Origin of the sequence: Rhodococcus sp. Leaf247 (genome assembly GCF_001426185.1) — a bacterium.
Classification (GTDB): domain Bacteria; phylum Actinomycetota; class Actinomycetes; order Mycobacteriales; family Mycobacteriaceae; genus Rhodococcoides.
Map to the genome: position 1 here is coordinate 241374 of NZ_LMRP01000002.1, position 26981 is coordinate 268354.

Sequence of the window (26981 nt, forward strand, 5' to 3'; positions counted from 1 at the left end):
ACGACCGATCAGAACGGGTGCCTTTGCATCGTCCTCAATCGTTCCACAATCACCATATCCAACTGCCGTGGCCCAGGGACCCTTTCCACTCTGTTCAGCTCGATGTCGCTGGTTGCACTCGGCCCACTGATGAACGTCAGCGGCCGCGCCGCATCGAGCACCGCGAACGCCTGCGGGACTGTATCCACCACCTGCTGCTCTGCTCTGCTCTGACGATGCAGACGTGGTGATCGGGCACCAGCGTCAACGCTCGTCTCCCCTGCGCTTCGCCCGCGTCGAGAACGATGGTTCCCGTCGCCGCGATGCCCACCCTGCAGCCGGTGATGACACGGTCGACGGCATCGAGTTCCTCCACCGACAGACCGTCGTCGGGCACGGTCGCGATCCCGTCGACCCACGCGGGCGGCACGTCCGCAGGGATCACCGCGCGCGCATCGTCGGCCAGCAGTCCACGGATCGTCGCCGCGATCTCCGACTCCGCCACCCGTTACACCTGCGCCCGGTAGTCGTCGACCGTCTTGGCGAACCGATCCACATCACCGGCACCCCTTAGCGCCGCCCGGTCGTAGTCGCGTGGAACCTCGACACCCGTCGCGCCACCCTCGGTGGCCGTCGGATGCGTCGCAGAATTTCCACCTTGGCACTCATGCGTCGTCCTCGTGTGTTCGTGCCCACCACTGGCGGAACGTCTCCTTAGGTGGCGCCGGCATGTCGCGGCTCGTCGTCCACAACGACCCGCGGAACGGAAGCGATTCGATGTACTCCTTCTTCCCTGCCAGCAGGCGTCCGACCCCCGCGGCCACCTCGGCCATCCCGAACCGCTTCGGCGAGTTCATCGCCCACCCCGCAGCTCGCATCGCGATCTCCTGGCCTCCGGGGATGCCGCCGCGTTCGGAGTCGACCTGCTCCGCCCGTAGGTGCACCAGAATCTCCGGGATCTTGATGCGCACCGGGCACGCATAGAAACATGCCCCGCACAGCGACGACGCATACGGCAGTGACGCGTTGAGGTCGTCGTGGCCGGTAGTACCGGTCAGCTGCGGCGACAGAATCGCGCCGATCGGCCCCGGATACACCGACCCGTACGCGTGACCACCGGTCCGCTCGTAGACCGGGCACACGTTCAAGCACGCGCTGCACCGGATGCAGTTGAGGGCGGCGCGGCCCACCTCGTCGGCAAATCCGTTGGTTCTGCCGTTGTCGATGAGCACCAGGTGGAAGTTGTGCGGCCCGTCCCCATCGTGCACCCCGGTCCACATCGAGGCATGCGGGTTCATACGCTCGGCCGTGGGCGAACAAGGAAAAAATGCATGAAAACTTTGATCGCAGGCCTGAACTTAGGTCAGTCACCGCCCCGCCCGCCGTCGATCCCCCTCCGAGAACCCGTCCACCTGCTGCATCCCGTGCACCCGCTTCCGATCCTGGTAGTCCACCACCGCCGAGAACGCTGCACTCACACCCACCGACGAGGCATCGTAGGTCAGCGACTTGTCCGCCTTGAAACCCATCTGCGAACCGGTGTCCACCGCGTCGATGTTGGCGCCCAGGAACACGAAGTCCCACCCGTACTGCGATTCCCGTTGCTCGATCAACTCGCGAACCGCCTGGTTCGACCACTCCCGACTCGAATTCTCCTGTCCGTCGGTCATCACCAGCACGGTGACCGATCCCGGCCGTTCGTCCTCGGGCATGGCCGCAAGCGATGAGCCGATCTCGGTGACGAACTCCCCCACCGCGTCGTACAACGCCGTCATTCCGCGGGGTACCAAATACAACGGAGGTACCTGGTCGATCGGTGTCGAGTGGTAGACCATCTCGTACTGATCATCGAACTGCGCCAGCGTCACGACGGTTGTGCCGTCGTGACCACGCTCGGCGTCGATGAAGGTGTCGAATCCTCCTCGGGTGTCGTCGGCAATGGAGGACATCGAACCGGAACGGTCGAGTAGAGCTGCAACGAGGGACAAAGAAGGATCTGGCATGGGAACTCCTGACATGGGGACGGATAGGTGAACTGAAGATCAGGCGACGGAGACGGTGACGCCGCCGGAGAACAGCGAGTCGTGAAGCTCGATCTCCGACGGTGCGGTGCCCGCCGGTACGTCGTAGACGAGTGTCGCCACGAGCGAGTTTCCCGGATTGATCTGCGAGAAGCCGAGATTCGGGTCGTTGGTCACCGTCGCGAGTGTGTCGGTCGAGTACTCGCGCCCCTGCCCGTCCAGTAGCTTCTGCGACGACGTGTCGAACAGCTGCTGCTCGTTGCCGATGTTCGCGACATTCAGGGTGACCAGCACGTACTCGCCCTGCGGCGTCTGCGACGTGTATTGATCCCCCACACTGGCGACGCCACGCTCGACGTTCTGCACGGTGAACTCGAACTTGCCGTCCCTCGCCGCAGCACCGATTCCCGGTGCCGACTCTTCGGCCGGCGCACTGCTGCCCTCCGTTGCGGCCTGCGAGGAGGACGTGGTGCCGCTCGTCGACGAGTCCTGTCCACCGCTCGCCAGATTGACGCCGACAGCGATGACGACGATCGCGCCGATCGCCGTAAGGATTTTGTGCCGCAGGAACCAGTTCTTCTTGGTCGGCGGCTGCTGTGGCTGCACGTACGGGTTCTGGGGAGGCTGAGTCATGGCGAGTCCTTTCGGTGGTGCCGGCACCGGTCGGTGCGTCCCACCAAGAACACCGCAGTGACCCCGTCGGGCACCTCGTCGATTCGGCCGGTCTCACTCCTCCTTTCGGTCGGCATTCGCAACCGAAGAACGGAGGCTCATGTCGGACCATGGCCGTACCGTCTCCTTTGTGACCACTACTGCAGCTACGGTTCGGCGTCGCGCCTGGACCGTCGGCGCAGTGACGCTCAGCTTGTTCTGCACCTTCATGGCTGCCGGTCTCGCAGGCACATCGGGAACACCGGTGTGGAACGTGGCGCTCGGCGTCGTCCTCAACATGGCCGCCGCGATTGCATTGATGTGGCGACACGACAAACCGTGGGTCGTCCTCGCGATGGCCGTCATCGGTCCGCTCTTCTTCGCCACCGACGCAACGGCGGCGTTGATAGCTCTCTATGCGGTGGGCGTCTTCGCTCGAGGTCGCACTCTCGTCGGTGCTGCGGTCGCGGTCTACCTGGCCTGCGCGATATCCCTCGTGTACGACGCAGGGCGCCGCCGCGACTATTCGGTCCTGACGATCGGAGTCAAACATGTCGAGGGCACTCCCCCACCGACGTGGTCGCTTCCCTGGTGGTTGCCCTGGCTCGTCGCGGCCGTCCTCGTCGCCATCGTTCTGGGACTCTCTCAGCTCCGCCGCACGAAGTCCGATCTCGTGGTGGCCGTGCAGTCTCGCGATCAGGCGACCGCGCAGTCGCAGCGCCTGCACGAGGACATGCTGATACAGCAGGAACGCTCCCGCATCGCGCGCGACATGCACGACACCCTGGCCGCCGGTCTCAGTCGAATATCGTTGCTCGCGGGCGGTTTACAGGTCGGGAGCAACGACGGACCGGAGAAGATCTCCAACACGTCGGCACTGATTCGGTCCACGGCCCACGAGTCCCTGGACGAGCTCAAACGCATCATCGGCGTACTCCGCGGGTCCGACACCGGCGGCGAGGATGCTGGTCGGCGAAGCATCGCGGGAATCGGGGACCTCGTCGACGCGGCGCGTTCTGCCGGGTGTCGGGTGACCCTGGTTCAGGACATTCATCCCGGCGTGGTCGGCGATCTGACCAGTCATACCGCGTATCGCATCGTGCAGGAAGCTCTGACCAACAGTCAGAAGCATGCCCCGAGTTCCCCCTTCACATCACGGTGAGTGGGGCGGACACGGACGGCATCAGCCTGACAGTGCGCAACCACATGTCGACGACAGCGCAACCTGGCCCTGGTTCGCGAACCGGACTGGCCGGCCTCGCCGAACAAGCTCACAACGCAGGCGGGTGGGTGCGGTGGACAGCCATGGGTGGCGAATTCATCGTGACAGCCTGGCTCCCCTGGTACTCCTGACGCGTCAGTCCTTCACCAATCCGCCGTCGACGACCAGGTTCTGCCCCGTCACCGCTCTCGACCACGGCGACGCGAAGAACAGAACGGCATCCGCGAACTCGGCCGGCGTCGTCACCCGGCGCAGCGGGGTGCTCTCGGCGATCATGTCGAACACCGCGGGCGGGGTCGCAGAGCTGGCATCGGTGGTCCGCAATAGACCACCGGACACCATGTTGACGGTGATGCCGTCAGGTCCGAGGTCCGCCGAGACGGTCCTCGTCAGCGCCAACAAGGCAGCCTTCGCCGCCGTGTAGTCGTGGTACGGAACGACGGGGTTCTGCACGAGATTGGTGCCGATCGTGATGATCCGCCCGAATCCCGCCTCACGCATGCCCGGCACAGCTGCCTGCGTGGTGTGCAGAGCGCCGGCAACGCTGCCACGGAACTGCGCGTCGAACGCCGACCACTCGATCTCGTCGGCCTTCGCACGGTCGTCACCGTTGAACGAGAAGTCGATCAAAGCGTTGTTGACGACGGTGGTGACAGTCGATCCGAAATGTACCTGTGCCCTGTCGAACAGCGCGTCGACCTGGTGTCGGTCCGTGACATCGGCCTGCATCGCGACAACACGGTCAGGACCGAACTCGGATGCCAGAGCTTCGGCTGCGGCTGCACTGCGGTGGTAGTTGACCACGATGCGGGAACCCTGCTGCAGGAACGCGCGCGTGATCGCAGAACCAAGTCCGCGAGCACCGCCCGTCACGAGCACGATCTGTTCGGCCAGCGGCACTGTGCGCATCTCGACATCCCTTCGCCAGCATGACCTGGTCAGGTTCGACGGGTGTGTTCTCAGCCGGTTCGGTCCGGCACCCCGTGTCCGACTCCATAGAACACCTATCCGCTGTGGCGTGTCGGCGCGACCCGATACGGTCGACCCATCATGGACTCCGATGCGGTCATCACCGTTCTCGTCGTGGACGACGACGCATTCGTTCGTCGCGGCGTCGCGGACATCTTCGCCGCCACCATGGACATCGTGGTGGTCGGATCGGTCTCGGACGGTGACGAGGTACCCGCCGCAGTCGCCGCTCATCGGCCCGACGTCGTCCTGATGGATCTGAAGATGCGCCGAGTGGACGGACTCGACGCCACGCGAGCATTGATGGCATCGACACACCCACCGAAGGTCGTCGCGATGACGGCGATGGACGTGGACGATCTGGTGGTCCAGGCCATCGAGGCCGGCGCCCACAGCTTCCTCAGCAAGTCCGAGGCGCCCGAGACGTTCCACCAGTCGATCCGCGCCGTCGCTGCCGGCAACACTCTGTTCTCCGAAGAGTCACTCCGAAGGATCGTGGCTACTACCCGACCACCACGGCCGACGGTGACGCTGGAGGCGCTGACCGACAAGGAACGAACAGTGTTGTCGGTCATGGCATCAGGGGCAACGAACGCCGACATTGCACGGCAGCTCTACATGGCGGAAACGACGGTCAAGTCGCATCTCGCTGCCGTCAATCACAAGCTGCACGTCACCAACAGGGTCGAGGCCGCGCTGATGGCGTTCCGCGCGGGACTGGTTGTCTGAGGACTCCGGATCAGACTACGCCTGCGGACGCATGCTTTAGCCGGATTCTTACTGGCCTTTCGCGCGCATCGATCCTTAAGCTTGCTGCAAACGACATAAGGCTGTTCAATCGTCGCCATCGGCGGTAACGTGGCCTTAAGTTGTCTCTGGCAAGCATTGGAAACCCGCATGGCACCTCCTCGAAGGTCGCGTCGTACCGACGTCAGCAATCTCGCCAGGTCTTTCACAGCACGCCGTCACGAATTGGGTCTGACGCAAGCTGAGCTCGCTCTGCTGGCCGGAGTCGGCCGTTCGACTGTTCAAGCTATCGAGGGCGGCAAGGACGCACCTCAACTCGACGGGGTCAACGCCGTCGCTGACGCGTTGGGGTGCGATCTGACGCTTGTGACCCGCGCCGGAGCCATCGTCGAACCAGGGGAACGATGACCAACGGAGCCGACTTGCGCGACATCGATCGAGCAGACGTCTACAAGGGCAACGTTCGCGCAGGGTCACTGACGAGGTCCGGCGACAACGTCAGCTTCCGCTACGACGATGATTACCTGGCGCGACCCGGCGCGGACCCGGTTGCCTGGTCGCTGCCCACCGACGCTGTCGACGTCAGCGTAGGAGCGGGAAGCGTGCCGCCCTTCTTCGCAGGATTGCTCCCGGAAGGTGTTCGTCTCTCCGGCGTGGTCGCCGGGATGAAGACGTCGGAGGACGACCACTTCACCATTCTCCTGGGCGTCGGATCGGACACTATCGGCGACGTGCGCGTCGTCCCCCACGGAACCGAGCTGCAGCCTGCAACGCTCGCCTTCGATCCGGAATCCCCGTCACCGGACTTGCGGGCGTTGTTCGATCAGTTGTCCGGGCCGGATTCGATGCGCGTCGATACCGCGAGCTTGCCCGGGGTGCAAGGCAAGGTGTCCGCCCAGATGTACACGTCGCCCGTAGCGACGACGCAAGGGGCAGCCATTCTGAAACTGGCTCCGCCGAACCGCTTTCCGCGTCTGGTCGAGAACGAGAACTTTTTCATGACTGTCGCCGAGAGCTGCGGGCTCGTCGTACCGCGTCGGCACATAGTGACCGACGCCCGTGGAGAATCGGGACTTCTCGTTCAACGTTTCGATCGGGACGGTCATCGCAGGCTCGCGCAAGAGGACGCGTGTCAGATCAACTCGCTGTACCCATCGTCGAAGTACCGGATGCTGACCGAGACGGTGCTCGACACGCTCGCCTCGACTGTCGAACTCGGTGGAGGTTCCGCGCGTCAGGCGGCGCTCGAACTGCTCAGGCTCACCGTGTACTCGTATGCGATCGGCAATGGAGATCTCCACGGGAAGAACTACTCCATTCGCCGGAACACCAGCGGAATGTGGGGAGTCACCCCGGCATACGACCTGCTGTGCACTCAGCCGTACATGGGCTGGAACGATCCGATGGCCCTGACGTTCCACGGTCGGAACAATAAGTGGTCGCGCGACCACATAGTTGACGGCGCGGCACGCCATCGACTTCCACGTAAAGCGGTAGAGCGAGTTCTGGACGACGTGTGCGCCGGTGTACGCGCGGCGACCAGCGACGTGAAATCGATCGGCTTCGACGACAAGACCACGTCCCGGATGACCATGTTCATCAGCACGCGCTGCGACGAACTGTCCAGCTGACGCCATCCGACATCCACCCGCGCAGTCAGGTCGCGATGACGGACAGTATGTGGCAACAGATCACGCGTACACAGCCGCCCCGCAGATTCCACACTCCTCGAACTCGGTGCGCTTCCAGCGCGCGAGCGGGATGAAGAAGACGCTGAACTGCTTGTACTGCTGCATGCGAGCCCACTGAGTGGTGTTGTGGCAGCGCTGGCAGGTGCGGGTGTGGCCCGCGCCGAGGGATCTGCGTTTCAGGCCGAAGCCGAAGAGGAGGAACACCTCTCCCAGGATAGGTGGTCTAGCCGTTCTGAAGAACCTCTCGCAGCGTCATCGCACGTCGACCAGTCACCCGTTCGACGTCGTCGGTTACGGCGCTGAGTTCGCCGGAGGCAATCGCCGTGTACGTCGACACCCAGGCATCGTTCTGCCAGTCCGGTGCGTTCCACACCGATCGTGAGTCGTAGGCCTCGTCGAGGGTCTCGTCGTGGAACGACACCGCACGACCTCGAACGTCGGCAATGGTCGCGGCGACCTCGGGTATCGACAGCGCCTCCGGCCCCGTCAGGTCGTAGGTCTTGTTCACGTGCTGCCGAGGATCGGTCAGAACGCGTGCCGCGACTCGCGCAACGTCTGTACGCGCCACCAAGGACACTCGTCCGCCCCCCGCCGGACCGCGGATGACACCGTCCTCGCCGGCGAACAGTTCCATGACGTCGCTGTAGAAATTGTCGCGCAGAAACGTGTGGTCCAGCCCGCTTTCTCGGATGTGCTGCTCGGTGAAGTAGTGATCGCGCGCGAGAGTGAACGTCGCGTTCGGCGCCGCCCTGAAGAACGACGTGTACACGATGTGCCGAACTCCGGCCTGCACCGCAGCATCGATGAAGGTGCGGTGATCCGCCAGCCGGGTCGCATTCTCGGCGCCGGACACCATGAACAGCACATCGATTCCTGCCAAGGCCTGCGTGGCACCTTCCGCGTCAGCGTAAGAACTGGTGCCGACGGTGGCACCGGGCAGCTTCGGCGCTCTGGAGGGATCGCGAACCAGCAAGTGTTGTGGTGTGCCGGCTTCCGCGAGGTGCGCTGCAACAACGCCTCCCACCGAGCCGGTCGAACCTGTGACAGCAATAGTCGGCATGACCGTCCCTCGCAGCAGTGTCGAACGGCTGACCGTTCGCGTCCGGGTCGAGTATGCCCCTCACCCACTCGCCACCGCCCGCCGCAAGCGCTCGCTGACTCTCTCCACCGCTTCGACAAGCTCCGGGGGACGTAGGTCCTTCAGCTCGGCGTCGAACCGCGCCAACGATGCCGCGATACCCGTCCACGACCACGCGCCTATGCGGACGCGACACCGACCGTCACCGAGATCTTCGACCGTCCCGTCGGCGAGAAAGGGAGCGACCTCCGCCGCAGGAAGGTGCACCGTCGCCTCCCCTTCACACGCCCAATCACCCGAGACCGTGTCGCGGAAGCGTCGACGGAGCAGCTCGGCCGACGAGCCGCCGGGGATCGGGCGCGGAGTGAACCGCACGCCCGTTCGCATCTTCGGTGTCATGCGATCGACTCGAAACACACGCCAGTCGTCGCGGTCGAGATCCCACCCGACGACGTACCAGCGACCTCCAGCTCCGACTACTCCGTGCGGCTCCACGCGTCGCGGAGGGATCACTGAATCATGTTCCGTAGATGCGTAATCGAAGCGAATCACCTCATTATTGCGCGCCGCCTCTCCGACCGTGCGTAGCACCGCGGGATCGATCGGGTCTCCGGTCGCAGGCAGCGCAGTGAGCGCCAGCGCGTCGACCCTGTTGCGGACGCGGGTAGGCATGACAGTTCGGAGGGTTGCCAAGGCTCGCTCGGCGGCATCGGCGATGTCGATACCCAGGGCCGGCACGACCTGCAAGGCGAGTGTCAGTGCGACCACCTGGTCGTCGTCGAGAAGTAGCGGCGGCACTTCCTCGCCCCCGTCCAGCCGGTAGCCACCGTCGGACCCGCGCAGCGCAGCGACGTTGTAGCCGAGAACGCGCAATCGGTCGACGTCGCGGCGGATGGTCCTCGGGCTCACACCGAGCCGCCCGGCCAGCTCCGTGCCCGGCCACTCGCGGCGAACCTGGAGCAACGACAACAGGGTCAGCATGCGCGAGGACGGTTCCGACATGAGTCGAGTATGGGCGACCAAGCGGTCAGGATCTGACCTATTGGCCTGCGATCGTCGTTCCTGTCGGCAAAGCCTGCCGGACCGATCTACTCGAGGAGTCTCGATGACCGTCATCACCGCCCTGCACATCAATCTCCGCGGCAACGCACGTGAAGCGTTGGAGTTCTACCAGTCAGTCTTCGGCGGCGAACTGGTCGCATTCCCCTACGGCGACACCGAGTCGGGCCAGGGACCGGCCCAGTCCGAGCAGATCGCCTGGGGTGAGGTCAGCACACCCGGCGGGTTCCGCGTGATGGCGTACGACATCCAGGACTCGCTTCCCTACAACGCGGGTGAGAACGCCTTCTACAGCGCGCTCCGAAGCCACGATGCGGACGAGATCACCGCCGCGTTCGAGGGCTTGTCCGCTGGGGCAACAGTATTGGTGCCACTCGAGCCGGTCGGGTTCTCACCGCTGTACGGCAAGCTTGTCGACAAGTTCGGCGTAACGTGGATTTTGGACGTCATCCCCCAGTGGTGACGTAACTCCAGCTGGTTGTGGACTTCTGCCACCGCTGAGCGGGGGTAGAAGTCCACAAACTCGAGTCACTCGACGATCAGCACATCCAACCGCCGAGGCCCGTGGACACCCTCCACCCTGTTCAGCTCGATGTCACTGGTCGCACTCGGCCCGCTGATGAAGGTCAGCGGCCGAGTGGCGTCCAGCACCGCGAACGCCTGCGGCACCGTGTCCACCACCTGGTCTGCGCGGACGATGCAGATGTGATGGTCTGGCACCAGAGTCAGAGCCCTACGACCCTGCGCGACGGAGGCATCGAGCACGATCGTTCCCGTGGCAGCGATCCCCACCGCGCAGCCGGTGATCACCGCGTCGAGAGCATCGAGTTGGTCGATCGACAGGCCCTCGTCCGGAACCACCGCTATGCCGTCAACCCAAGCAGAGGGCAGGTCGACGGGTACGACCGCTCGGCCATCACCGAGCAACGACGCCACCGTACGGGCGATTTCCGCCTCTGAGATCCGGTACACCTGAGCGCGATAGTCGTCGACCGTTTCAGCGAAGCGGTCGACGTTCCCCCGGCCGACCAACGCAGCGCGGTCGTAATCCCGCGGAACATCGACTCCGGCAACCCCACCCGCGGTAGCGGAACGGATGCGCTCGAGGATTTCCATCTTCGCGTTCATGACTCGTCCTCGTGCGTTCGCGCCCACCACTGGCGGAACGTCTCCTTCGGTGGCGCCGGCATGTCACGGCTGGTGGTCCACAACGACCCGGGGAACGGAAGCGACTCGATGTGCCCCTTCTTCCCGGCCAGCAGGCGACCGACACCCGCAGCCTTCTCGGCCATCCCGAATCGCTTCGGCGAGTTCATCGCCCACCCTGCCGCCCGCATCGCGATCTCCTGCGCACCGGGGATGCCGCCGCGTTCGGAATCGACCTGCTCCGCCCGAAGGTGCACCAGAATCTCCGGGATGTTGATGCGCACCGGGCACGCATCGAAACATGCCCCGCACAGCGATGACGCGTACGGCAGTGAGGCATTGGGGTCGTCATGGCCGGTCGTGCCGGTGAGCTGGGGCGACAGGATCGCACCGATCGGGCCCGGATACACCGACCCGTACGCGTGACCGCCAGTTCGCTCATAGACCGGGCACACGTTCAAGCATGCGCTGCACCGGATGCAGTTGAGGGCGGCGCGACCCACCTCGTCGGCAAGCACGTTGGTTCTGCCGTTGTCGATGAGCACCAGGTGAAAGTTCTGCGGACCATCGCCCTCGTGGACCCCTGTCCACATCGAGGTGTACGGATTCATGCGTTCGGCGGTCGACGACCGCGGCAGCAACTGCATGAACACCTCGAGATCCGCGAACGTCGGCACCAGCTTCTCGATACCCATCAACGTGATGAGGGTGTCGGGCAGCGTCAGACACATGCGCCCGTTGCCCTCGGACTCGACGACGGCGAGCGTCCCCGTCTCGGCGACACCGAAGTTGGCTCCGCTGATCGCGACCTTCGCCGACAGGAACTTCCGCCTGAGGTGCTCTCGTGCGGCCATGGCCAGTTCGCGCGGCTCGTCGGTGATGGCAGCGTCGACACCGGGCATGCGACGCAGGAAGATTTCGCGAATCTCCGCTCGGTTGCGGTGAATTGCGGGAACCAGGATGTGACTGGGCTTGTCGTCACCCAGCTGGACGATGAGCTCGGCCAGGTCGGTCTCGATCGCGGCGACGCCCTCGGCTTCGAGGTACTCGTTCAGGCCGGTCTCCTGGGTGGCCATGGACTTCACCTTGACCACCTCGTCACTGCCCGTGGCCTTGACCAGATCCGTGATGATGCGGTTGGCCTCGTCGGCGTCGCGTGCCCAGTGCACCACTCCCCCGCGGGCGGTGACGTTGGCTTCGAGTTGCTGCAGCAGCTCGGGCAGCCGCGACATCACATCGGTCTTGAGGGCACTCCCGGCGAGGCGTAACTCCTCCCAGTCATCGCACTCCGCAACAGCTCCGAGTCGCTTCTCCCGAATTGTCTTGGTCGCAGCCCCGACGTTGCGCCGCATCTGAGTGTCCTGCAATGCGCGCTTCGCAGCCTTCGGGAAACTCTCCTCGCCGCGGATGTTTCCGATACCGGGAGAACCCAAGAAGGTGGTCATGCTGCCTCCGTCGATGCGAGGATCTCGGCCAGGTGAACAGTTTTGACCCCGGTGCGCAGGCGGGACAGTCCGCCGCCGATGTGCATGAGGCACGACGAGTCCCCGGCGCTGCACACCTCGGCACCGGTGGACAGCACGTTGGCCATCTTGTCCGAGAGCATCGCCGTCGACGTCTCCGAATTCTTCAACGCGAACGTTCCGCCGAAGCCGCAGCACGACTCGGCCTGGGGCAGTTCGACCAAGGTCATGCCGCGCACGTTGCGCAGCAGTTCGAGGGGCTTGTCGCCGACGCGCAGCATTCTCAGCGAATGGCACGTGGGGTGGTAGGTGACGCGGTGCGGGTAGTAGGCGCCCACGTCGGTGACTCCGAGGACGTCGACGAGCAGTTCGGACAGCTCGTAGGTGCGTCCGGCGATGTCCTCGGCGCGCGTGGCCAGGTCCTCGTCACCGGCGCGGCGGGCGACCATCGCGTGCTGGTGCCGCACCGATCCGACGCACGATCCCGACGGTGCGACCGCGACATCCCACGAAGATTTCTCGAAGACCTCGACGTGGTGGCGCACCAGCGGTGCGGCTTCTTTGAGGTAGCCGGTGTTGACGTGCATCTGGCCGCAGCATGTCTGGTCCGACGGGAAGACGACGGTGTGACCGAGCCGTTCGAGCAGTGAGACAGTCGCTTTCGCTGACTCGGGGAAGAGTGCGTCCGCCAGACAGGTGGCGAACAGGGCGATCCGCATGGAGCCTCCAGAGCGTGTGGTCTGACCACAGTAACCCCTGTGGTCGGACCACACCAGCTATTCTCCGACAATGCGCGCACACGAGGTGGTTCTCCACCGCATCGAACAGGACCTGGCGGCGGCCCGACTCCGCGTCGGCGACCGGCTGCCGGCCGAGCGCGCACTCGCGGAGGACCTCGGCGTCGGCCGGAGCTCGGTTCGTGAGGCCATCCGGGTGCTGGAGGCGATGGGCGTGGTGAAGACGTCGGTCGGGTCCGGCCCCGACGCGGGAGCAATCGTGGTGGCGGACCCTGCCACGTCGATCGGCTCGGCCCTGCGCCTTCACATGGCAACACAGTTCCTGCCCATCGCCGATGTGGTGCAGACGCGCGTGCTCCTCGAGTCGTGGGCGCTACGCGAAGCCGCGGCGCGCACCCCCGACCTCAGTGCCATCGACGAGTTACTGGACCGAATGGACGACCAGAGCCTGGAACCCGACCAGTTCCACCGCCTCGATGCCGAGCTGCACGTACGGTTCGCCGGGCTGGCCGGCAACGTGCTGATCGAGGCGATGATGACCTCGCTCCGCGACTCCATCCACGGCTACGTCATGGACGCGGTGCCCATGCTCGACGACTGGTCGGCCGTCGCGGTGAACCTTCGGTGCGAGCATCGCGGCATCGTCGACGCGTTGCGCCGAGGCCACGGCGCCAAGGCCGCCACCCTGGCGCGCGAGCACATCGAGGGGTTCTACGGGTTGATGCGGCTCGACTAGCTCAGCGCACCGTGGCCGGGTCCGGCAGCGCCATCCCTCGCTCCCCCATCACCTCGCGAAGTCGGTCGGGATAGTCGGTGATGATGCCGTCGACACCCATGTCCATCAGCGCCGCCATGGTCGCGGGATCGTCCACCGTCCACGGCACGACACGGATCCCGGCGGCATGCGCTGACGCGACCATCTCGGGGGTCACGTAGAACTCGAAGTCCGGGTCGCCCACGACGCCCTTCTGCGGGCTGCCCTGGACGGGCGAGAGAGCGTGGGCGCCGAACGACTGCACCGCCGCCACCGGATCGCCGTCGAACTCGTCGATGTCGAGACCGCCCAGCCACGGGGACGCTCCCGGCTCACCGACCTCGAGGAAGTCGGGCTCCGTGAGTGCGACCAGCCGGACCGACGGGCCGACCTTCTGCACCGCGAGGAGAGCGCCCCAGTCGAAACTCTGGATGGTGGTGCGATCGAGCAGTCCCGCCGCCCCGACCGAGGCGAGCACCACGTCGGCGAACTGCTCACGGGACGCCGTTTCGGTGGGCGCCGCCGCCTCCACCTTGGTCTCGATGTTCAGCTGCACCGTGGAGTCGTACGAGTTCACCAGCGCGAGCACCTCGTCGAGGGTCGGGATTCCGGCGTCTGTCGCCACTCGCTGTTCCGGGTAGCCGTCGAGCTGCGCCACACCACAATTCAGGGTCCGCACCTGTGCCAGCGTCAGGGTGTTCACGTACTTCCCGACGTAGGGAAACTCGGGATCGTTGTCGGTCGCGGGCCGGGTGTCGCGGCACTTCACATCCGACACCTTCCGGTCGTGCGTGACGACGGCGACGCCGTCCTCGGTGATCTGGGTGTCCATCTCGAGGGTGGTGACGCCGAGCTCGAGGGCATTGGCGAACGAGGCAAGTGTGCTCTCGGTGACCAATCCGAGGCCGCCGCGATGCGCCTGCAGGTCGAAGCCGTCGAGCGGCTGCGCGGTCTCGGTCTCCTGCGTGGAGCAGGCCGCCAACGCCACGCACATCGAGACGGTCAGCAGCACTCGTCGCATCGCCATGACGCCCACGCTAGGCCGGGGAGGTAAACGCCCGATGGATCAGCGCGCGCGCCACCCCTGATCGGTCGACCCTCGCACCACCAACGACGGCTCGAAGGTGAGCTGCCGGAACTCGTGAGCTCCCGACGCCGAGACCTGCTCCAGCAGCAGTTCGGCTGCAGCCTTGCCCAATTCGGCCCGCGGCTGCGAGATGGACGTGAGGGGAACAGCGGCGCCGGCTGCGTAGTCGATGTCGTCGTACCCGACGATGGCCAGCTCCTCCGGTACGCGGACACCGCGGTGCACACATTCCTGAAGCACACCCAGCGCGAGTAGGTCGTTCGCGCACACGACCCCGGTCGGCGGCGCATCGGTCATGTCGAAGATCTGCGCAGCAGCTCGTGCGCCGGCCTCGATGGACAACGACGTGGACCACACCGTCGACATGCGGGTGCTGGCCGACTCGGCGACGGCCGTGAGGGCGCCGGAGCGGCGGTCGCGCACCTGCCGAATGCTGTCCGGGCCGCCGACGTAGACCAGGGTGCGGTGTCCCAGATCCATGAGATGCCGTGCAGCCAAACGCCCTCCGAGGACGTCGTCGACCGCGACCGACGATCTGCCGGGGGCGTGGGACCCGCGATCGAGCAACACCACCGGGGTGCCCTGGCGGTCGAGGTTGTCGAGCATCGGCACGTTCTCACCCACGGGACTGAGCAGGATGCCCTGCACGCGCTGCTCCATGAGCAGGCGAAGCTGACGATTCTCGCGCTCCTCGGACTCGCCGCTGCCGACGATCACGGTCAACAGATCGTTCACGTCCGCCACCGATTCGGCACCGGCTGCCACGTCGAGAAAGAACGGGTTGCGGGCGTCGAGGACCACGACGGCGAGCATGCGGGACTGGCCGGCTCGAAGTTGGCGGGCCGCGTCGTTACGCACGAACCCGAGCTGCGCGATGGCCGCCTCGACGCGCTCACGAGTGGCGGCGGAGACCATGTCGGGCTTGTTCAGAACATTGCTGATGGTGCCCATGGAGACGCCCGCGAGAGCGGCGACCTCACGCATGCTCGCTGCCACGATCGCCCCCCCTTCGATGCCGTTACCGTCGTCATTGAATCGGTTTACCAACGATGGCGCAACTGAACGCCGTTTCCGAACTCACCGATGCGCCTCAAGGCGCGCCACATCGTGACCAGTCCTCATCGTTGCTGCTCAACGTTGGACACGTCACGGTTCGGTAACGCTGTGTCGTGATCCGGGTCACGGGGTTGACCAGTGGCCCCCGTCACTTCTATGTTCACGGAGCTGAATGAACCGATTCAATTCGAATCGCTTCGGTCCGACGGAGGTCCCATCCATGAGCGTCCACAGTGCGACGACGCCCACCGCAGTTCCCCTGCTCGAAGTCCGTGACGTCACCAAGTCGTTCGGAAGCGTCGCCGCCGTCTCCGGGGTGTCCTTTCCGCTCTACGGCGGTGAAGCGCACGCACTCGTGGGCGAGAACGGTGCCGGCAAGTCCACCATCGTCAAGATGCTGGCCGGTGTGCACAAGCCGGACACCGGCACGCTGCTCGCGGGCAGCACCCCGATCACGCTCGACTCCCCCGCCGCCGCGAAGGCCGAGGGCATCGCCGTCATCTACCAGGAGCCGACGCTGTTCCCGGACCTGACTATCGCCGAGAACATCTACATCGGTGCCCAGCCCACCTCGCGCGGCCGGATGATCGACCGCGGCGCCATGAACACCGCCGCCGAAGCCCTGTTCACTCGCCTGGGTGTTCCGATGGATCCGAACCGACTCGCGAGCGGACTGTCCATCGCCGACCAGCAGCTCGTCGAGATCGCCAAAGCGCTGTCCACCAAGGCGTCCGTCATTGTCATGGACGAGCCCACCGCCGCGCTGTCGGGTAACGAGGTCGCCCGCCTCTTCAAGGTCGCTCGCTCCCTGTGCGCCGACGGAGCTGCCGTGCTGTTCATCTCGCACCGCTTCGAAGAGATCTTCGACCTCTGCCAGCGCGTCACCGTCATGCGCGACGGCAAGCACATCTCGACCGCACCGCTGGCCGGACTCACCGTCGACGACCTGATCAAGCAGATGGTCGGCCGCGAACTCGGCGCACTGTTTCCCAAGCTCGACGTCGTGCCCGGTGCCGTCATCCTCGAGGTCGAGAACCTCACGCGTGCCGGAGTGTTCACCGACGTCAGCTTCGAGGTGCGAGCAGGAGAGATCGTTGCGCTCGCCGGACTCGTCGGGGCCGGACGCTCCGAGGTCATGCAGGCGGTGTTCGGCGTCGACCCTCGCGATTCCGGTTCCGTCAAGGTCCGGGGCAAGGTGCTCAAGGCCGGTAATCCCAAGGCCGCCATGCGAGCGGGCATCGCCCTCGTTCCCGAGGACCGTCGCCAGCAGGGCCTGATTCCCGAGATGTCGATCGAACGCAATGTGACGCTCACGCGATCACAAGCGTTGTCGCGCTTCGGCTTCCTCGTGGGTGGTGGCGAGCGCCGCTCGGCCCAGGAATGGACGAAGAAGCTGCAGACCAAGTTCTCACGCATCACCGACCCTGTCGGCACCCTGTCAGGTGGCAACCAGCAGAAGGTGGTGCTGGCCAAGTGGCTCGCCACCGACCCGATCGTTCTCATCGTCGACGAGCCCACCCGCGGCATCGACGTCGGCACCAAAGCTGAAGTCCACAAGATCATCTCGCGTCTCGCCAGTGAAGGAGTCGCCGTCGTCATGATCTCCTCGGAACTGCCGGAGGTCCTCGGTATGGCCGACCGCGTGCTCGTCATGCGCGAAGGCCGCATCGCCGCGGAGATCGATCGCGATCATGCCACCGAGGAATCGGTCATGTTCGCCGCCATGGGATCGGAGTCCGCAGCATGACCGTCACCACCCAGACCGCCCCGGCGGCCGACCCGCTCAAGCCTGTCACCAAGGATGGCAGCTCGCTGGTCGAGAAGATCCTGCGGATGCGCTCGCTGGGCATCCTCGGCGCGCTCGTCGTCCTCATCGCGGTGACCGCGGCGACCAACAGCTCGTTCCTGTCCGGTCAGAGCATCCGCGACCTGCTGCTCGCCGCGTCGATCATTGCCGTGTTGGCCGTCGGTCAGACCGTCGTCATGATCACCAAGAACATCGACCTCTCCGTCGGTTCGGTGCTGGGCCTCTCCGCGTTCGCCGCGGGATCGGTCATGAAGGCCGGCTCGCCGATCGTGCTCGGCATCCTCGCGGGCATCGTCGTCGGCACGCTGTGCGGAGTCTTCAACGCGCTACTCGTCCGCTATGGCGGCGTTCCCGCCCTGGTGGTCACGCTCGGCACCATGTACATCTTCCGCGGCATCGCCTTCTTCTGGGCGGGCGGCGAGCAGATCACCGCCGACGAAATGCCCGGCTCCTTCCTCGATCTCGGCACGGCCAGCGTTCTCGGACTCCCCGTCCTGGTGATCGTCGCCGTCATCGCACTCGTCGGAGCGGGCATCTACCTCGGCCGATACCGCAGCGGCCGCGATCTCTACGCCATCGGGTCCAACGGTCACGCCGCCGAACTCGCCGGCATCTCCGTCGGTAAGCGCACGCTGGCGGCCTTCGCCTTCTCCGGCGCCATGGCCGGTATCGCCGGAGTCATGTTCGCCGCCCGCTTCGGCACCGTCGACGCGGCGGCCGGCACCGGCTACGAACTCAACGTCATCGCAGCCTGCGTCGTCGGCGGCGTGGCCGTCGTCGGCGGGGTCGGCACCGTGTGGGGAGCCGCCCTCGGCGCCCTGCTGCTGACCACCATCAACAGCTCGCTCCCGGTCCTGCAGATCGATCAGTTCTGGCAGCAGGCCATCGTCGGCGCGCTCATCCTCATCGCCATCGCGGCGGATCGCATCGCGGCCGTGCGTGCCGCCCAGCAACTTCGGAAGAGGAGCGCTCATGTCGAGTGATCTCGCCACCCGTCCCGACGCCCCCGCACCGACCGTGCAGCAGGGCAGTCGCATCCGGGAACTGCTGGCCAGCTGGGACACCGCGGTCATCTTCCTGACCATCGTCGTCGTGCTCGGCGCGTCGGTGATGAACCCCGACTTCGGCAGCTCCACCAACTTCACCTTCCTGGTACTCGACCTCGCGCCGATCTTCCTCATCGCGCTGCCGATGACGCTGATCATCGTCACCGGCGAGATCGACCTGTCCGTTGCCAGCACTCTCGGTCTGAGCGGCGCAGCGATGGGCTGGATGTGGAACAACGGCTTCACCATCGAGGCCATCGTCCCGATGTGCATCCTGCTCGGCGCACTGCTCGGCGCGCTCAACGGATTCCTCGTCGCCACGCTCGGTCTGCCGTCCCTCGCCGTCACGATCGGCACGCTCGCGCTCTTCCGCGGACTCGCCTTCGTCCTACTGGGTGACACGGCCGTGTCCAACTTCCCGCGGGCCTACACCTCGTGGGTCACCGGCACACTGGGTGACTCGTCGGTTCCCAATCTTGCTGTGCCACTGGTCATCCTCGCAGTAGTGTTCGGCGCGGTCCTGCAGTTCACCTCGCTCGGCCGAAACATCTACGCCACCGGCGCCAGTGCCACGGCCGCGAAGTTCGCCGGCATCAACGGTAACCGCATCAAGTTCTGGCTCTACGTTGTTGCCGGAGCGGTCGCCGCCCTGGCCGGGGTCCTGTGGAGCCTGCGCTACTCGAGTGCCCGTGCCGACAACGGTGCCGGTCTCGAACTGTCCGTCGTCGCCGCGGTCCTTCTCGGTGGCGTCTCGATCTTCGGAGGCAAGGGCCGACTCGTCGGCGTCCTCGCCGCCGTCGTCCTCCTTGCGGCACTGCAGAACGCGCTGCGTCTCGAGGACATCTCCAACGAAGCACTCACCGTCGTCACCGGCGTCCTGCTCATCGTCGCCGTCCTCCTGCCCAACCTGATCAAGGCCGTCCGCACATCGTCGGACCGTCGCAAAGCCGTCGCACGACTCTGATCCACCCCCTTCCCGAAAGGTCCACCATGTCCCGCACCTCCCGGCGCCTCGCGCTGGCGCCACTGGCCGGCATCGCCGCCCTGTCTCTCGTCCTCACCGCCTGCGGTGGCACGACGCAGGAGTCGGCTTCCGAGTCCTCCGACAGCGGAAGCCGCGTCACCGGCACCGCCAACCCCGACGCCGAGATCCAGGACGGCCTCAAGATCGGCTTCCTGCCCAAGCAGCTGAACAACCCGTACTCCGACATCGAGGTCGCCGGTGGCGAGAAGGCCGTCGGCGAGTTCGGTGGCGAGTACAAGCTCGTCGGCCCCAACGACGCCAGCGCATCGTCGCAGGTGTCCTACATCAATACCCTGATCCAGCAGAACCAGAACGTCATCGCGATCGCTGCGAACGACCCCAACGCGGTGTGCCCCTCGCTGAACCAGGCGCGTGACGCCGGCGTCAAGGTCGTCACCTTCGACTCCGACGCCGACAAGAGCTGCCGCGACCTGTTCATCAACCAGGCCACCACCGAGGGCGTCGGCGAATCGCTGGCGAAGATGACCAGCGACCAGATCGGCGGATCCGGCAAGATCGCCATCCTGTCCGCAACTCCCAACGCCACCAACCAGAATGCCTGGATCGAGGTGCTGAAGGAGCAGCTCGCGTCCAACCCGGAGTACAAGGACATCGAGCTCGTCACCACTGTCTACGGCAACGACGACGACCAGAAGTCTTTCCAGGAGACCCAGGGTCTGCTGCAGACCTACCCGGACCTGAAGGCCATCGTCTCCCCCACCACCGTCGGCATTTCCGCTGCCGCCCGCTACATCTCGGGCTCGTCGTACAAGGACAAGATCGTCCTCACCGGACTCGGCACGCCGAACCAGATGCGTGAGTACGTCAAGAACGGGACCGTGAAGCAGTTCGCGCTGTGGGATCCCACCGACATCGGCTACCTCGCCGCCTACGCCGGTGCAGCCCTGTCGTCCGGTCAGATCACCGGCGCCGAAGGTGAGAAGTTCACCGCGGGCGAGCTCGGCGAATACACCATCGGTGTCGACGGCGAACTGGTCCTCGGACCGCCCACGGTCTTCGACTCCGCCAATATCGACCAGTACAACTTCTGACATGAACCGGTACTGCTTCACGCTGCAGCTCAGGCCGGAATCGGTTCCCGAGTACTCCCGTCGTCACGCCGAGGTGTGGCCCGAGATGCTCGAGGCCCTGAAAGCGAACGGCTGGAACAACTATTCCCTGCACATCCGTGACGACGGCCTGATCGTCGGCTACGTCGAAAGCCCGGACTTGGGCGCGGCGCAGACAGCGATGAGCAGTACCGACGTCAACGCACGGTGGCAGGCCCAGATGGCTCCGTTCTTCACGGGCCTCGGGTCTGCCACCCCCGACGAAGGATTCGTGCTGCTGCGCGAACTCTTCCACCTCGAGACTCAACTCCGCGAAGGTCACCCATCATGAGCACCACAGCAGTACAGGACATCTCGGCCCTCGCCGACTTCGGTATCGAGGTGCCTAGCTGGGCCTACGGAAACTCCGGAACCCGCTTCAAGGTCTTCTCCACCGCCGGCGTGCCCCGCACTCCTTTCGAGAAGGTAGCCGACGCCGCCGAGGTCAACCGCGTCACCGGCGCAGCTCCCCGCGTCTCGCTGCACATTCCGTGGGACAAGGTCGACGACTACTCCGCGCTCGCCTCGTTTGCCGCCGAGAACGGCGTCGCATTGGGAGCCGTGAACTCGAACGTCTTCCAGGACGACGACTACAAGCTCGGGTCACTGACCAACGCCGACAAACGGATTCGCGCCAAGGCCGTTGCCCACCACCTCGAGTGCGTAGACGTCATGCGGGCAACCGGCTCGAAAACTCTCAAGCTCTGGCTTCCCGACGGCACCAACTACGCCGGACAGGACTCCATCCGCGCGCGCCAGGACCGCCTCGCCGAGTCGCTGCAGGAGATCTACGCCGGCCTCGACGACGACCACACACTGCTCATCGAATACAAGTTCTTCGAGCCGTACTTCTACACCACCGACATCCCCGACTGGGGCACGTCGCTGCTGCACTGTCTCGCCCTCGGCGACAAGGCGAAGGTGGTCCTCGACACCGGGCACCACGCGCCGGGCACCAACATCGAATTCATCGTCACGCAGCTCATCCGACAGAACAAGCTGGGCGCCTTCGACTTCAACTCCCGCAACTACGCCGACGACGACCTCATCGTCGGTGCCGCGGACCCGTTCCAGCTGTTCCGCATCATGCACGAGATCGTCGCCTCCGATGCCCACCTCCCCTCGTCGGGCATCAACTTCATGCTCGACCAGTGCCACAACATCGAGCCGAAGATCCCCGGCCAGATCCGGTCGATCATGAACGTGCAGGAAGCCACGGCGAAGGCGCTGCTCATCGATGCGTCAGCACTCGAGAAGGCGCAGATCGACGGCGACATCCTCGGTGCCCACGCGGTGCTCATGGACGCCTACAACACCGATGTCCGGGGGCTGCTGGGCGATCTGCGGGAGTCCCGCGGCATCGACCGTGACCCCGTCGCCGCCTTCGCCCGCTCCGGGTACATGGAACGCGTCGAAGCCGAGCGCGTCGGCGGACAGCAAGCGAGCTGGGGAGCCTGATGGGCCTGGAGCGGATGGTTCCGAGGAAGACTCGCCTGGGTCTGGTGTCGGGCGGACTGGGTGCTTACTGGCCACAGTTCCCCGGTCTCCTGGAGACGTTGCAGCAGTCCGCTCGCTACGTCACCGAGCGGTTCGAGAAGCAGGACTGCGTCGTGGTCGATGCCGGCTTCGTCTCCGATGCAACGGAATCTGCCTCTGCGGCCGAGAAGTTGCGAGTTGCCGATTGCGACCTCGTCGTCGTATTCCTGACGACGTATCTCACGTCGTCGATGGTGCTGCCCATCGCGCAACGAGTCGATGCCCCGGTGTTGTTGATCGATCTGCAACCCACCGAGGCCATGGACCACGCCACTACGGGCACCGGCGAATGGCTCGCGTACTGCGGTCAGTGCCCGCTCCCCGAAGTTGCGAACGTGTTCCGTCGCAGCGGTATCGACTTCCGCTCCGTCTCGGGCTATCTCCACGACGAGAACGCGTGGTCCCGCATCGAGGCATGGGTGGGAGCCGCGTCGGCGCGCGCTGCGTTACGACACTCCCGGCTCGGCCTGATGGGGCATCTGTATCCGGGCATGCTGGACATCTCGACCGACATGACCCTGCTGTCGTCGCAGTTCGGCGCCCACGTCGAGGTACTGGAATTCGACGACCTGCGGGTGCGTGTCCAGAGTGTCACCGACGCACAGGTGGACGAGCGACTCGAACTCGCGCGCAGCGTCTTCCACCTCGACGACTCCGTCGTGAACGACGACTTCGCGTGGGGCGCTCGCGTATCGGTCGGCCTCGATGCCCTCGTGGACGACTTCGGACTCGACGCCATGGCGTACTACCACCGCGGACTCGACGGCGAACTACACGAACGTCTCGGCGCCGGCATGATTCTGGGCGCCTCGCTGCTCACAGCCCGCGGAATTCCGTTGGCCGGCGAATACGACATCCGCACCGCCGTCGCCATGCTGATCGCGGACCGCCTGGGCGCCGGTGGGTCTTTCACGGAGCTTCAGGCACTGAACTTCCGAGACGGTGTCGTCGAGATGGGGCACGACGGGCCCGCCCACCTCCAGGTGTCGGCCGGCGAGCCTCTGCTCCGCGGCCTCGGCGTCTATCACGGGAAGCGTGGATACGGCGTCAGCGTCGAGTTCGACGTACAGCCCGGGCCCGTGACGACCTTCGCTATCGGACAGAACCGTGACGGCTCGTTCACGTTCATCACCTCCGAGGGCACCGTTGTCCCCGGGCCTCTGCTGCAGATCGGCAACACCACGTCCCGCGTCGACTTCGGACGCGATCCCGGCGAGTGGACGGACGAGTGGAGTGCCACCGGCACCGGCCACCACTGGGCACTGTGCGTCGGGCACCGCGCCAAGGACATCAAGGCCGCAGCAGAGCTGCTCGGCATTTCCTATACCAGCGTCTAGACCTACTCAGGAGAACCACTGTGACGACGATCGACGATCTGATCGCCCGGTCCAACAGACTCGGCGCCGATGCGCGCAACACCAACTACGCGGGCGGCAACACCTCCGCGAAGGGAACCGAGACCGACCCGGTCACCGGTGAGGACGTGGAGCTGCTGTGGGTCAAGGGATCCGGCGGTGACCTGGGCACGCTGAAGCCCGCCGGGCTCGCCGCGTTGCGACTCGACCGCGTCCGCGCACTGAAAGACGTCTACCCCGGCGTCGACCGCGAAGACGAGATGGTCGCCGCCTTCGACTACTGCCTGCACGGCAAGGGCGGCGCGGCACCATCCATCGACACCGCGATGCACGGACTGGTCGAGGCGGCTCACGTCGATCACCTCCACCCCGACTCGGGTATCGCACTCGCAACCGCCGCCGACGGGGAGGAGCTGACGCGCAAGTGCTTCGGCGACCGTGTGGTGTGGGTGCCGTGGCGTCGCCCGGGCTTCCAGCTCGGCCTGGACATCGCCGAGATCGCCGAGAAGAACCCGCAGGCCATCGGGTGCATCCTCGGTGGACACGGGATCACTGCCTGGGGCGCGACCAGCTCCGAGAGCGAGGAGCGGTCTCTCGAGATCATTCGGACCGCCGAGCAGTTCCTTGCCGACAACGGTCGCTCGGAGCCCTTCGGATCCCCGCTGACGGGTTTCGAGGCACTGCCGGAGGACGATCGACGCACCCGCGCCGCGGCCCTGTTCCCGCTGATCCGCGGGCTCGCGTCGACCGACCGACCGCAGGTGGGTCATTTCGACGACAGCGACGCCGTCCTCGACTTCCTCGCCTCGTCCGAGCACCCGCGCCTCGCCGCACTCGGAACGTCGTGCCCCGATCACTTCCTGCGCACCAAGGTGCGCCCGATGGTGCTCGACCTCCCGACGACCGCATCGTTGGAGGATGTGTCAGCTCGGCTCCGTGAGCTTCACGTTGCGTACCGCGAGGACTACGCCCGCTACTACACCGAGCACGCCGAGGCCGACAGTCCCGCGATGCGCGGCGCCGATCCCGCCATCGTGCTGATCCCCGGAGTCGGCATGTTCTCCTTCGGCGCCAACAAGCAGACCGCCCGCGTCGCCGGCGAGTTCTACATCAACGCCATCAACGTGATGCGCGGTGCTGAATCCGTCTCGACCTACGCCCCCATCGACGAGCGCGAGAAGTTCCGCATCGAGTACTGGGCACTCGAGGAGGCGAAGCTCGCCCGGATGCCCGCACCCAAGCCGCTGGCCACCCGGATCGCACTGGTGACCGGCGCCGCGTCGGGCATCGGCAAGGCCATCGCGCAGCGTCTGGCAGCCGAGGGCGCGTGCGTGGTGATCGCCGACCTCGACGCGTCGAAGGCCGCAGCAGCCGCCGCCGAGATCGGTGGTGCCGACGTGGCCGTGGGCATCGCCGCCGACGTCACCGACGAAGGACAGATCGCAGCCGGGTTCGCCGACGCCGTGCTGGCCTTCGGTGGAGTGGACCTCGTCGTCAACAACGCCGGACTGTCCATCTCCAAGCCGCTGCTCGAGACCACCGTCAAGGACTGGGATCTGCAGCACGACGTCATGGCACGCGGGTCCTTCCTCGTCTCCCGCGAGGCGGCCCGCATCATGATCGAGCAGGGCATGGGCGGCGACATCGTCTACATCTCGTCGAAGAACTCGGTGTTCGCCGGACCCAACAACATCGCGTACTCGGCGACGAAAGCCGATCAGGCACATCAGGTTCGGCTACTCGCCGCCGAGCTCGGTGACCACGGCATTCGCGTCAACGGCATCAACCCTGACGGCGTGGTCCGCGGTTCGGGCATCTTCGCGGGCGGCTGGGGCGCCAAGCGTGCCGCGGTCTACGGCGTCGAGGAGGAGAAGCTGGGCGAGTACTACGCGCAGCGCACCCTGCTCAAGCGCGAGGTCCTGCCAGAGCACGTCGCCAACGCCGTGTTCGCCTTGACCGGTGGAGAACTGACCCACACGACCGGGTTGCACATCCCGGTCGATGCGGGTGTCGCAGCCGCGTTCCTGCGCTGATGGGGGCATTCGCGGCGGTGGATCTGGGGGCGTCGAGCGGTCGAGTGATGCTGGGGCGCGTGGTCGACGGTCGGGTGGACCTGACGGAGATCGCGCGGTTCGAGAACCGCCCCGTGCGACTCGGTGGATCGCTGCACTGGAACATCCTTGCGCTGTATCAGGGTGTGCTCGACGGATTGCGGTCGCTGGTCGAGCGGTTGGACGGCCAGCCGTTGACGTCCGTCGGCATCGACACGTGGGCGGTCGATTACGCCCTTCTCGATGCCGACGGGCGCATGCTCGGCGTCCCGTTCCACTACCGCGACTCCCGCACCGACGGCGAGCACGAGGACCTGTTCTCTCGCAGCGGTATTTCTTCGCTGCCGTTCAACACGGTGTACCAGTTGCTGGCCGAGTCGCCCGATACTCTGAGCGTCGCCAGGCGCCTGCTCATGGTCCCGGACCTGTTGGCGTACTGGCTCACCGGCGTCGCTCGAGGCGAGGTGACCAATGCGTCGACAACCGGGCTCCTCGACCCACATACCCGCGCATGGGATCGCGAATCGATCGCGTCACTCGGCCTGAAGGCAGACCTGTTGCCGGACCTGGTCGCACCGGGAACGACGATCGGGCAATTTTCCCCGGACGTCGCGAACGTGATTGGTGCCGACGCATCGGTCGTCGCGGTGGGAACCCACGACACAGCATCGGCCATCGTGGCGGTTCCGGCTGCGACACCGAACTTCGCGTACATCGCGTCGGGCACCTGGTCGCTGGTGGGAGTCGAGACGCACGAGCCCGTGGTGACGTCTGCGGCCCGAGACGGTGGGTTCACCAACGAGGCCGGTGTCGACGGCACCGTGCGACTGCTCCGCAACGTCATGGGTATGTGGCTGGTGCAGGAGTCGTTGCGGCAGTGGGAGCGTGACGGTCTCGAGCTGTCCCTCGGCGCACTGCTCGTCGAGGCTGCCGGTCTGCCCGCGTCGTCGGTCATCGATCCCGACCTCCCCGTGTTCCTGCCACCGGGCGACATGCCGGCGCGAATTGCCGCCGAGTGCCTCGCGGCCGGAGTGCCGGTTCCGACGACCCCCGCGTCGTTCGTGCGCTGCATCGTGGACAGCCTCGCGGCGGCGTACGCGCGGTCGGTGGCGCTGGCCGGGGAGCTCGCAGGCATCGACGTCGAGGTGGTGCACATCGTCGGCGGCGGTTCCCAGAACGCGCTGCTGTGCCAACTCACTGCGGATGCCACCGGGCTGCCGGTGGTCGCGGGACCGGTCGAGGGATCCGCCCTGGGCAACGTGCTGGTGCAGGCCCGGGCGGCCGGTGTGGTGAGCGGCGGTCTCGCCGACCTGCGGCGGGTGGTGCGGAACTCGTTCGAGTTGGTGGAGTACCTGCCGACGCGGTGATCGTGTGCAGTGATCCGCGCTGTCCG

The 26981-nt window shown here is 65.8% G+C and carries 26 protein-coding genes, 2 pseudogenes and 1 riboswitch; of the genes and pseudogenes, 15 read left to right on the top strand and 13 right to left on the bottom strand.

What is annotated here, in order from left to right; genetic code table 11:
• Nucleotides 1–8 precede the first annotated feature (8 nt).
• From ASG64_RS10585 to ASG64_RS10600, 4 genes and pseudogenes are all read right to left on the bottom strand, one after another.
• Nucleotides 9–648, bottom strand: a pseudogene (locus tag ASG64_RS10585) (LutC/YkgG family protein).
• Nucleotides 645–1301, bottom strand: a pseudogene (locus ASG64_RS10590) (4Fe-4S dicluster domain-containing protein); the annotation flags it as partial. The pseudogenes ASG64_RS10585 and ASG64_RS10590, both read right to left, overlap by 4 nt.
• A 45-nt stretch (nucleotides 1302–1346) precedes the next feature.
• A complete protein-coding gene (locus ASG64_RS10595) occupies nucleotides 1347–1982 on the bottom strand; it encodes a VWA domain-containing protein (RefSeq protein WP_056073440.1) in 636 nt (211 codons plus the stop codon).
• Between the two features lie 39 nt (nucleotides 1983–2021).
• Nucleotides 2022–2633, bottom strand: a complete 612-nt coding sequence (locus ASG64_RS10600) for a DUF4352 domain-containing protein (protein WP_056073442.1) — start codon at nucleotides 2631–2633, stop codon at nucleotides 2022–2024.
• Nucleotides 2634–2802: 169 nt separating this feature from the next.
• Here ASG64_RS10600 and ASG64_RS10605 point away from each other — a divergent pair, with 169 nt between their 5' ends.
• Complete coding sequence (locus tag ASG64_RS10605) at nucleotides 2803–3813, top strand: sensor histidine kinase (protein ID WP_235579570.1); 1011 nt, start codon at nucleotides 2803–2805, stop codon at nucleotides 3811–3813.
• 195 nt (nucleotides 3814–4008) lie between these two features.
• Here the strand turns inward: ASG64_RS10605 and ASG64_RS10610 are convergent, their stop codons facing one another.
• Nucleotides 4009–4773 carry a 3-oxoacyl-ACP reductase gene (locus tag ASG64_RS10610; RefSeq protein ID WP_235579603.1) on the bottom strand — a complete coding sequence of 255 codons (765 nt, stop codon included), beginning with the start codon at nucleotides 4771–4773 and terminating at the stop codon, nucleotides 4009–4011.
• A riboswitch (TPP riboswitch) is annotated at nucleotides 4773–4867 on the bottom strand. It overlaps the preceding gene by 1 nt.
• Before the next feature lie 56 nt (nucleotides 4868–4923).
• Between ASG64_RS10610 and ASG64_RS10615 the strand changes: the two genes are divergently transcribed.
• The 3 genes from ASG64_RS10615 (at nucleotide 4924) to ASG64_RS10625 (ending at nucleotide 7220) form a co-directional block, all read left to right on the top strand.
• Complete coding sequence (locus ASG64_RS10615) at nucleotides 4924–5571, top strand: response regulator (RefSeq protein WP_056073446.1); 648 nt, start codon at nucleotides 4924–4926, stop codon at nucleotides 5569–5571.
• Nucleotides 5572–5739: 168 nt separating this feature from the next.
• Entirely contained in the window at nucleotides 5740–5997 is a 258-nt protein-coding gene (locus tag ASG64_RS10620) for a helix-turn-helix domain-containing protein (protein WP_056073449.1), read from the top strand.
• Nucleotides 5994–7220, top strand: coding sequence for a type II toxin-antitoxin system HipA family toxin (locus ASG64_RS10625; protein WP_056073451.1), 1227 nt, complete (start codon nucleotides 5994–5996; stop codon nucleotides 7218–7220). The genes ASG64_RS10620 and ASG64_RS10625 overlap by 4 nt, the downstream gene beginning before the upstream one ends.
• A gap of 60 nt (nucleotides 7221–7280) precedes the next feature.
• On the opposite strand, the gene ASG64_RS10630 is transcribed toward ASG64_RS10625, so the two are convergent.
• The 3 genes from ASG64_RS10630 to ASG64_RS10640 are packed head-to-tail and all read right to left on the bottom strand — an operon-like array spanning nucleotide 7281 to nucleotide 9360.
• Entirely contained in the window at nucleotides 7281–7484 is a 204-nt protein-coding gene (locus tag ASG64_RS10630; protein ID WP_056073455.1) for a zinc-ribbon domain-containing protein, read from the bottom strand.
• A 19-nt stretch (nucleotides 7485–7503) separates the two neighbouring features.
• The gene (locus tag ASG64_RS10635) at nucleotides 7504–8340 is read right to left on the bottom strand and encodes an SDR family oxidoreductase (protein ID WP_156388351.1); all 837 of its coding nucleotides are present in this window, start codon (nucleotides 8338–8340) and stop codon (nucleotides 7504–7506) included.
• Nucleotides 8341–8400: 60 nt separating this feature from the next.
• Complete coding sequence (locus ASG64_RS10640) at nucleotides 8401–9360, bottom strand: helix-turn-helix transcriptional regulator (RefSeq protein ID WP_056073459.1); 960 nt, start codon at nucleotides 9358–9360, stop codon at nucleotides 8401–8403.
• 103 nt (nucleotides 9361–9463) lie between these two features.
• On the opposite strand from ASG64_RS10640, the gene ASG64_RS10645 reads away from it, so the two are divergent.
• Nucleotides 9464–9880 (top strand): VOC family protein, encoded by a 417-nt coding sequence (locus tag ASG64_RS10645; protein WP_056073461.1) that lies wholly within the window; start codon nucleotides 9464–9466, stop codon nucleotides 9878–9880.
• Between the two features lie 65 nt (nucleotides 9881–9945).
• Here ASG64_RS10645 and ASG64_RS10650 read toward each other — a convergent pair whose 3' ends face one another.
• Genes ASG64_RS10650 through ASG64_RS10660 form a run of 3 tightly spaced genes read right to left on the bottom strand, consistent with a single transcriptional unit; the run spans nucleotide 9946 to nucleotide 12745 of the window.
• On the bottom strand, nucleotides 9946–10545 hold the full coding sequence (locus ASG64_RS10650; protein WP_056074316.1) for a LutC/YkgG family protein: 600 nt from the start codon (nucleotides 10543–10545) through the stop codon (nucleotides 9946–9948).
• On the bottom strand, nucleotides 10542–12008 hold the full coding sequence (locus ASG64_RS10655) for a LutB/LldF family L-lactate oxidation iron-sulfur protein (RefSeq protein WP_056073462.1): 1467 nt from the start codon (nucleotides 12006–12008) through the stop codon (nucleotides 10542–10544). The genes ASG64_RS10650 and ASG64_RS10655 overlap by 4 nt, the downstream gene beginning before the upstream one ends.
• Nucleotides 12005–12745: a (Fe-S)-binding protein gene (locus ASG64_RS10660; protein WP_056073464.1), complete on the bottom strand. Its 741-nt coding sequence runs from the start codon at nucleotides 12743–12745 to the stop codon at nucleotides 12005–12007. The genes ASG64_RS10655 and ASG64_RS10660 overlap by 4 nt, the downstream gene beginning before the upstream one ends.
• Nucleotides 12746–12815: 70 nt before the next feature.
• On the opposite strand from ASG64_RS10660, the gene ASG64_RS10665 reads away from it, so the two are divergent.
• Nucleotides 12816–13499 carry a FadR/GntR family transcriptional regulator gene (locus ASG64_RS10665; protein ID WP_056073466.1) on the top strand — a complete coding sequence of 228 codons (684 nt, stop codon included), beginning with the start codon at nucleotides 12816–12818 and terminating at the stop codon, nucleotides 13497–13499.
• Between the two features lies 1 nt (nucleotide 13500).
• Here ASG64_RS10665 and ASG64_RS10670 read toward each other — a convergent pair whose 3' ends face one another.
• Nucleotides 13501–14544: a glycerophosphodiester phosphodiesterase family protein gene (locus ASG64_RS10670; RefSeq protein ID WP_235579571.1), complete on the bottom strand. Its 1044-nt coding sequence runs from the start codon at nucleotides 14542–14544 to the stop codon at nucleotides 13501–13503.
• A 39-nt stretch (nucleotides 14545–14583) separates the two neighbouring features.
• Nucleotides 14584–15600 (bottom strand): LacI family DNA-binding transcriptional regulator, encoded by a 1017-nt coding sequence (locus ASG64_RS10675; RefSeq protein WP_056073468.1) that lies wholly within the window; start codon nucleotides 15598–15600, stop codon nucleotides 14584–14586.
• A gap of 280 nt (nucleotides 15601–15880) precedes the next feature.
• Between ASG64_RS10675 and ASG64_RS10680 the strand changes: the two genes are divergently transcribed.
• Genes ASG64_RS10680 through ASG64_RS10720 form a run of 9 tightly spaced genes read left to right on the top strand, consistent with a single transcriptional unit; the run spans nucleotide 15881 to nucleotide 26955 of the window.
• Nucleotides 15881–17407: a sugar ABC transporter ATP-binding protein gene (locus tag ASG64_RS10680; protein ID WP_056073470.1), complete on the top strand. Its 1527-nt coding sequence runs from the start codon at nucleotides 15881–15883 to the stop codon at nucleotides 17405–17407.
• On the top strand, nucleotides 17404–18450 hold the full coding sequence (locus ASG64_RS10685) for an ABC transporter permease (protein ID WP_056073472.1): 1047 nt from the start codon (nucleotides 17404–17406) through the stop codon (nucleotides 18448–18450). The genes ASG64_RS10680 and ASG64_RS10685 overlap by 4 nt, the downstream gene beginning before the upstream one ends.
• Entirely contained in the window at nucleotides 18440–19477 is a 1038-nt protein-coding gene (locus tag ASG64_RS10690) for an ABC transporter permease (protein WP_056073474.1), read from the top strand. The genes ASG64_RS10685 and ASG64_RS10690 overlap by 11 nt, the downstream gene beginning before the upstream one ends.
• Before the next feature lie 26 nt (nucleotides 19478–19503).
• Nucleotides 19504–20589 (top strand): rhamnose ABC transporter substrate-binding protein, encoded by a 1086-nt coding sequence (gene rhaS, locus ASG64_RS10695; RefSeq protein WP_042573774.1) that lies wholly within the window; start codon nucleotides 19504–19506, stop codon nucleotides 20587–20589.
• A 1-nt stretch (nucleotide 20590) separates the two neighbouring features.
• Nucleotides 20591–20938 carry an L-rhamnose mutarotase gene (locus tag ASG64_RS10700; protein ID WP_056073476.1) on the top strand — a complete coding sequence of 116 codons (348 nt, stop codon included), beginning with the start codon at nucleotides 20591–20593 and terminating at the stop codon, nucleotides 20936–20938.
• Nucleotides 20935–22104, top strand: a complete 1170-nt coding sequence (gene rhaI / locus ASG64_RS10705) for an L-rhamnose isomerase (RefSeq protein ID WP_042573776.1) — start codon at nucleotides 20935–20937, stop codon at nucleotides 22102–22104. Before ASG64_RS10700 ends, rhaI begins: the two co-directional genes overlap by 4 nt.
• Nucleotides 22104–23519 (top strand): L-fucose/L-arabinose isomerase family protein, encoded by a 1416-nt coding sequence (locus tag ASG64_RS10710; protein ID WP_056073478.1) that lies wholly within the window; start codon nucleotides 22104–22106, stop codon nucleotides 23517–23519. Before rhaI ends, ASG64_RS10710 begins: the two co-directional genes overlap by 1 nt.
• A 20-nt stretch (nucleotides 23520–23539) precedes the next feature.
• Entirely contained in the window at nucleotides 23540–25570 is a 2031-nt protein-coding gene (locus ASG64_RS10715; RefSeq protein ID WP_056073480.1) for a bifunctional rhamnulose-1-phosphate aldolase/short-chain dehydrogenase, read from the top strand.
• Nucleotides 25570–26955 (top strand): rhamnulokinase, encoded by a 1386-nt coding sequence (locus ASG64_RS10720; protein WP_056073482.1) that lies wholly within the window; start codon nucleotides 25570–25572, stop codon nucleotides 26953–26955. Before ASG64_RS10715 ends, ASG64_RS10720 begins: the two co-directional genes overlap by 1 nt.
• The last annotated feature ends 26 nt before the right edge of the window (nucleotides 26956–26981 follow it).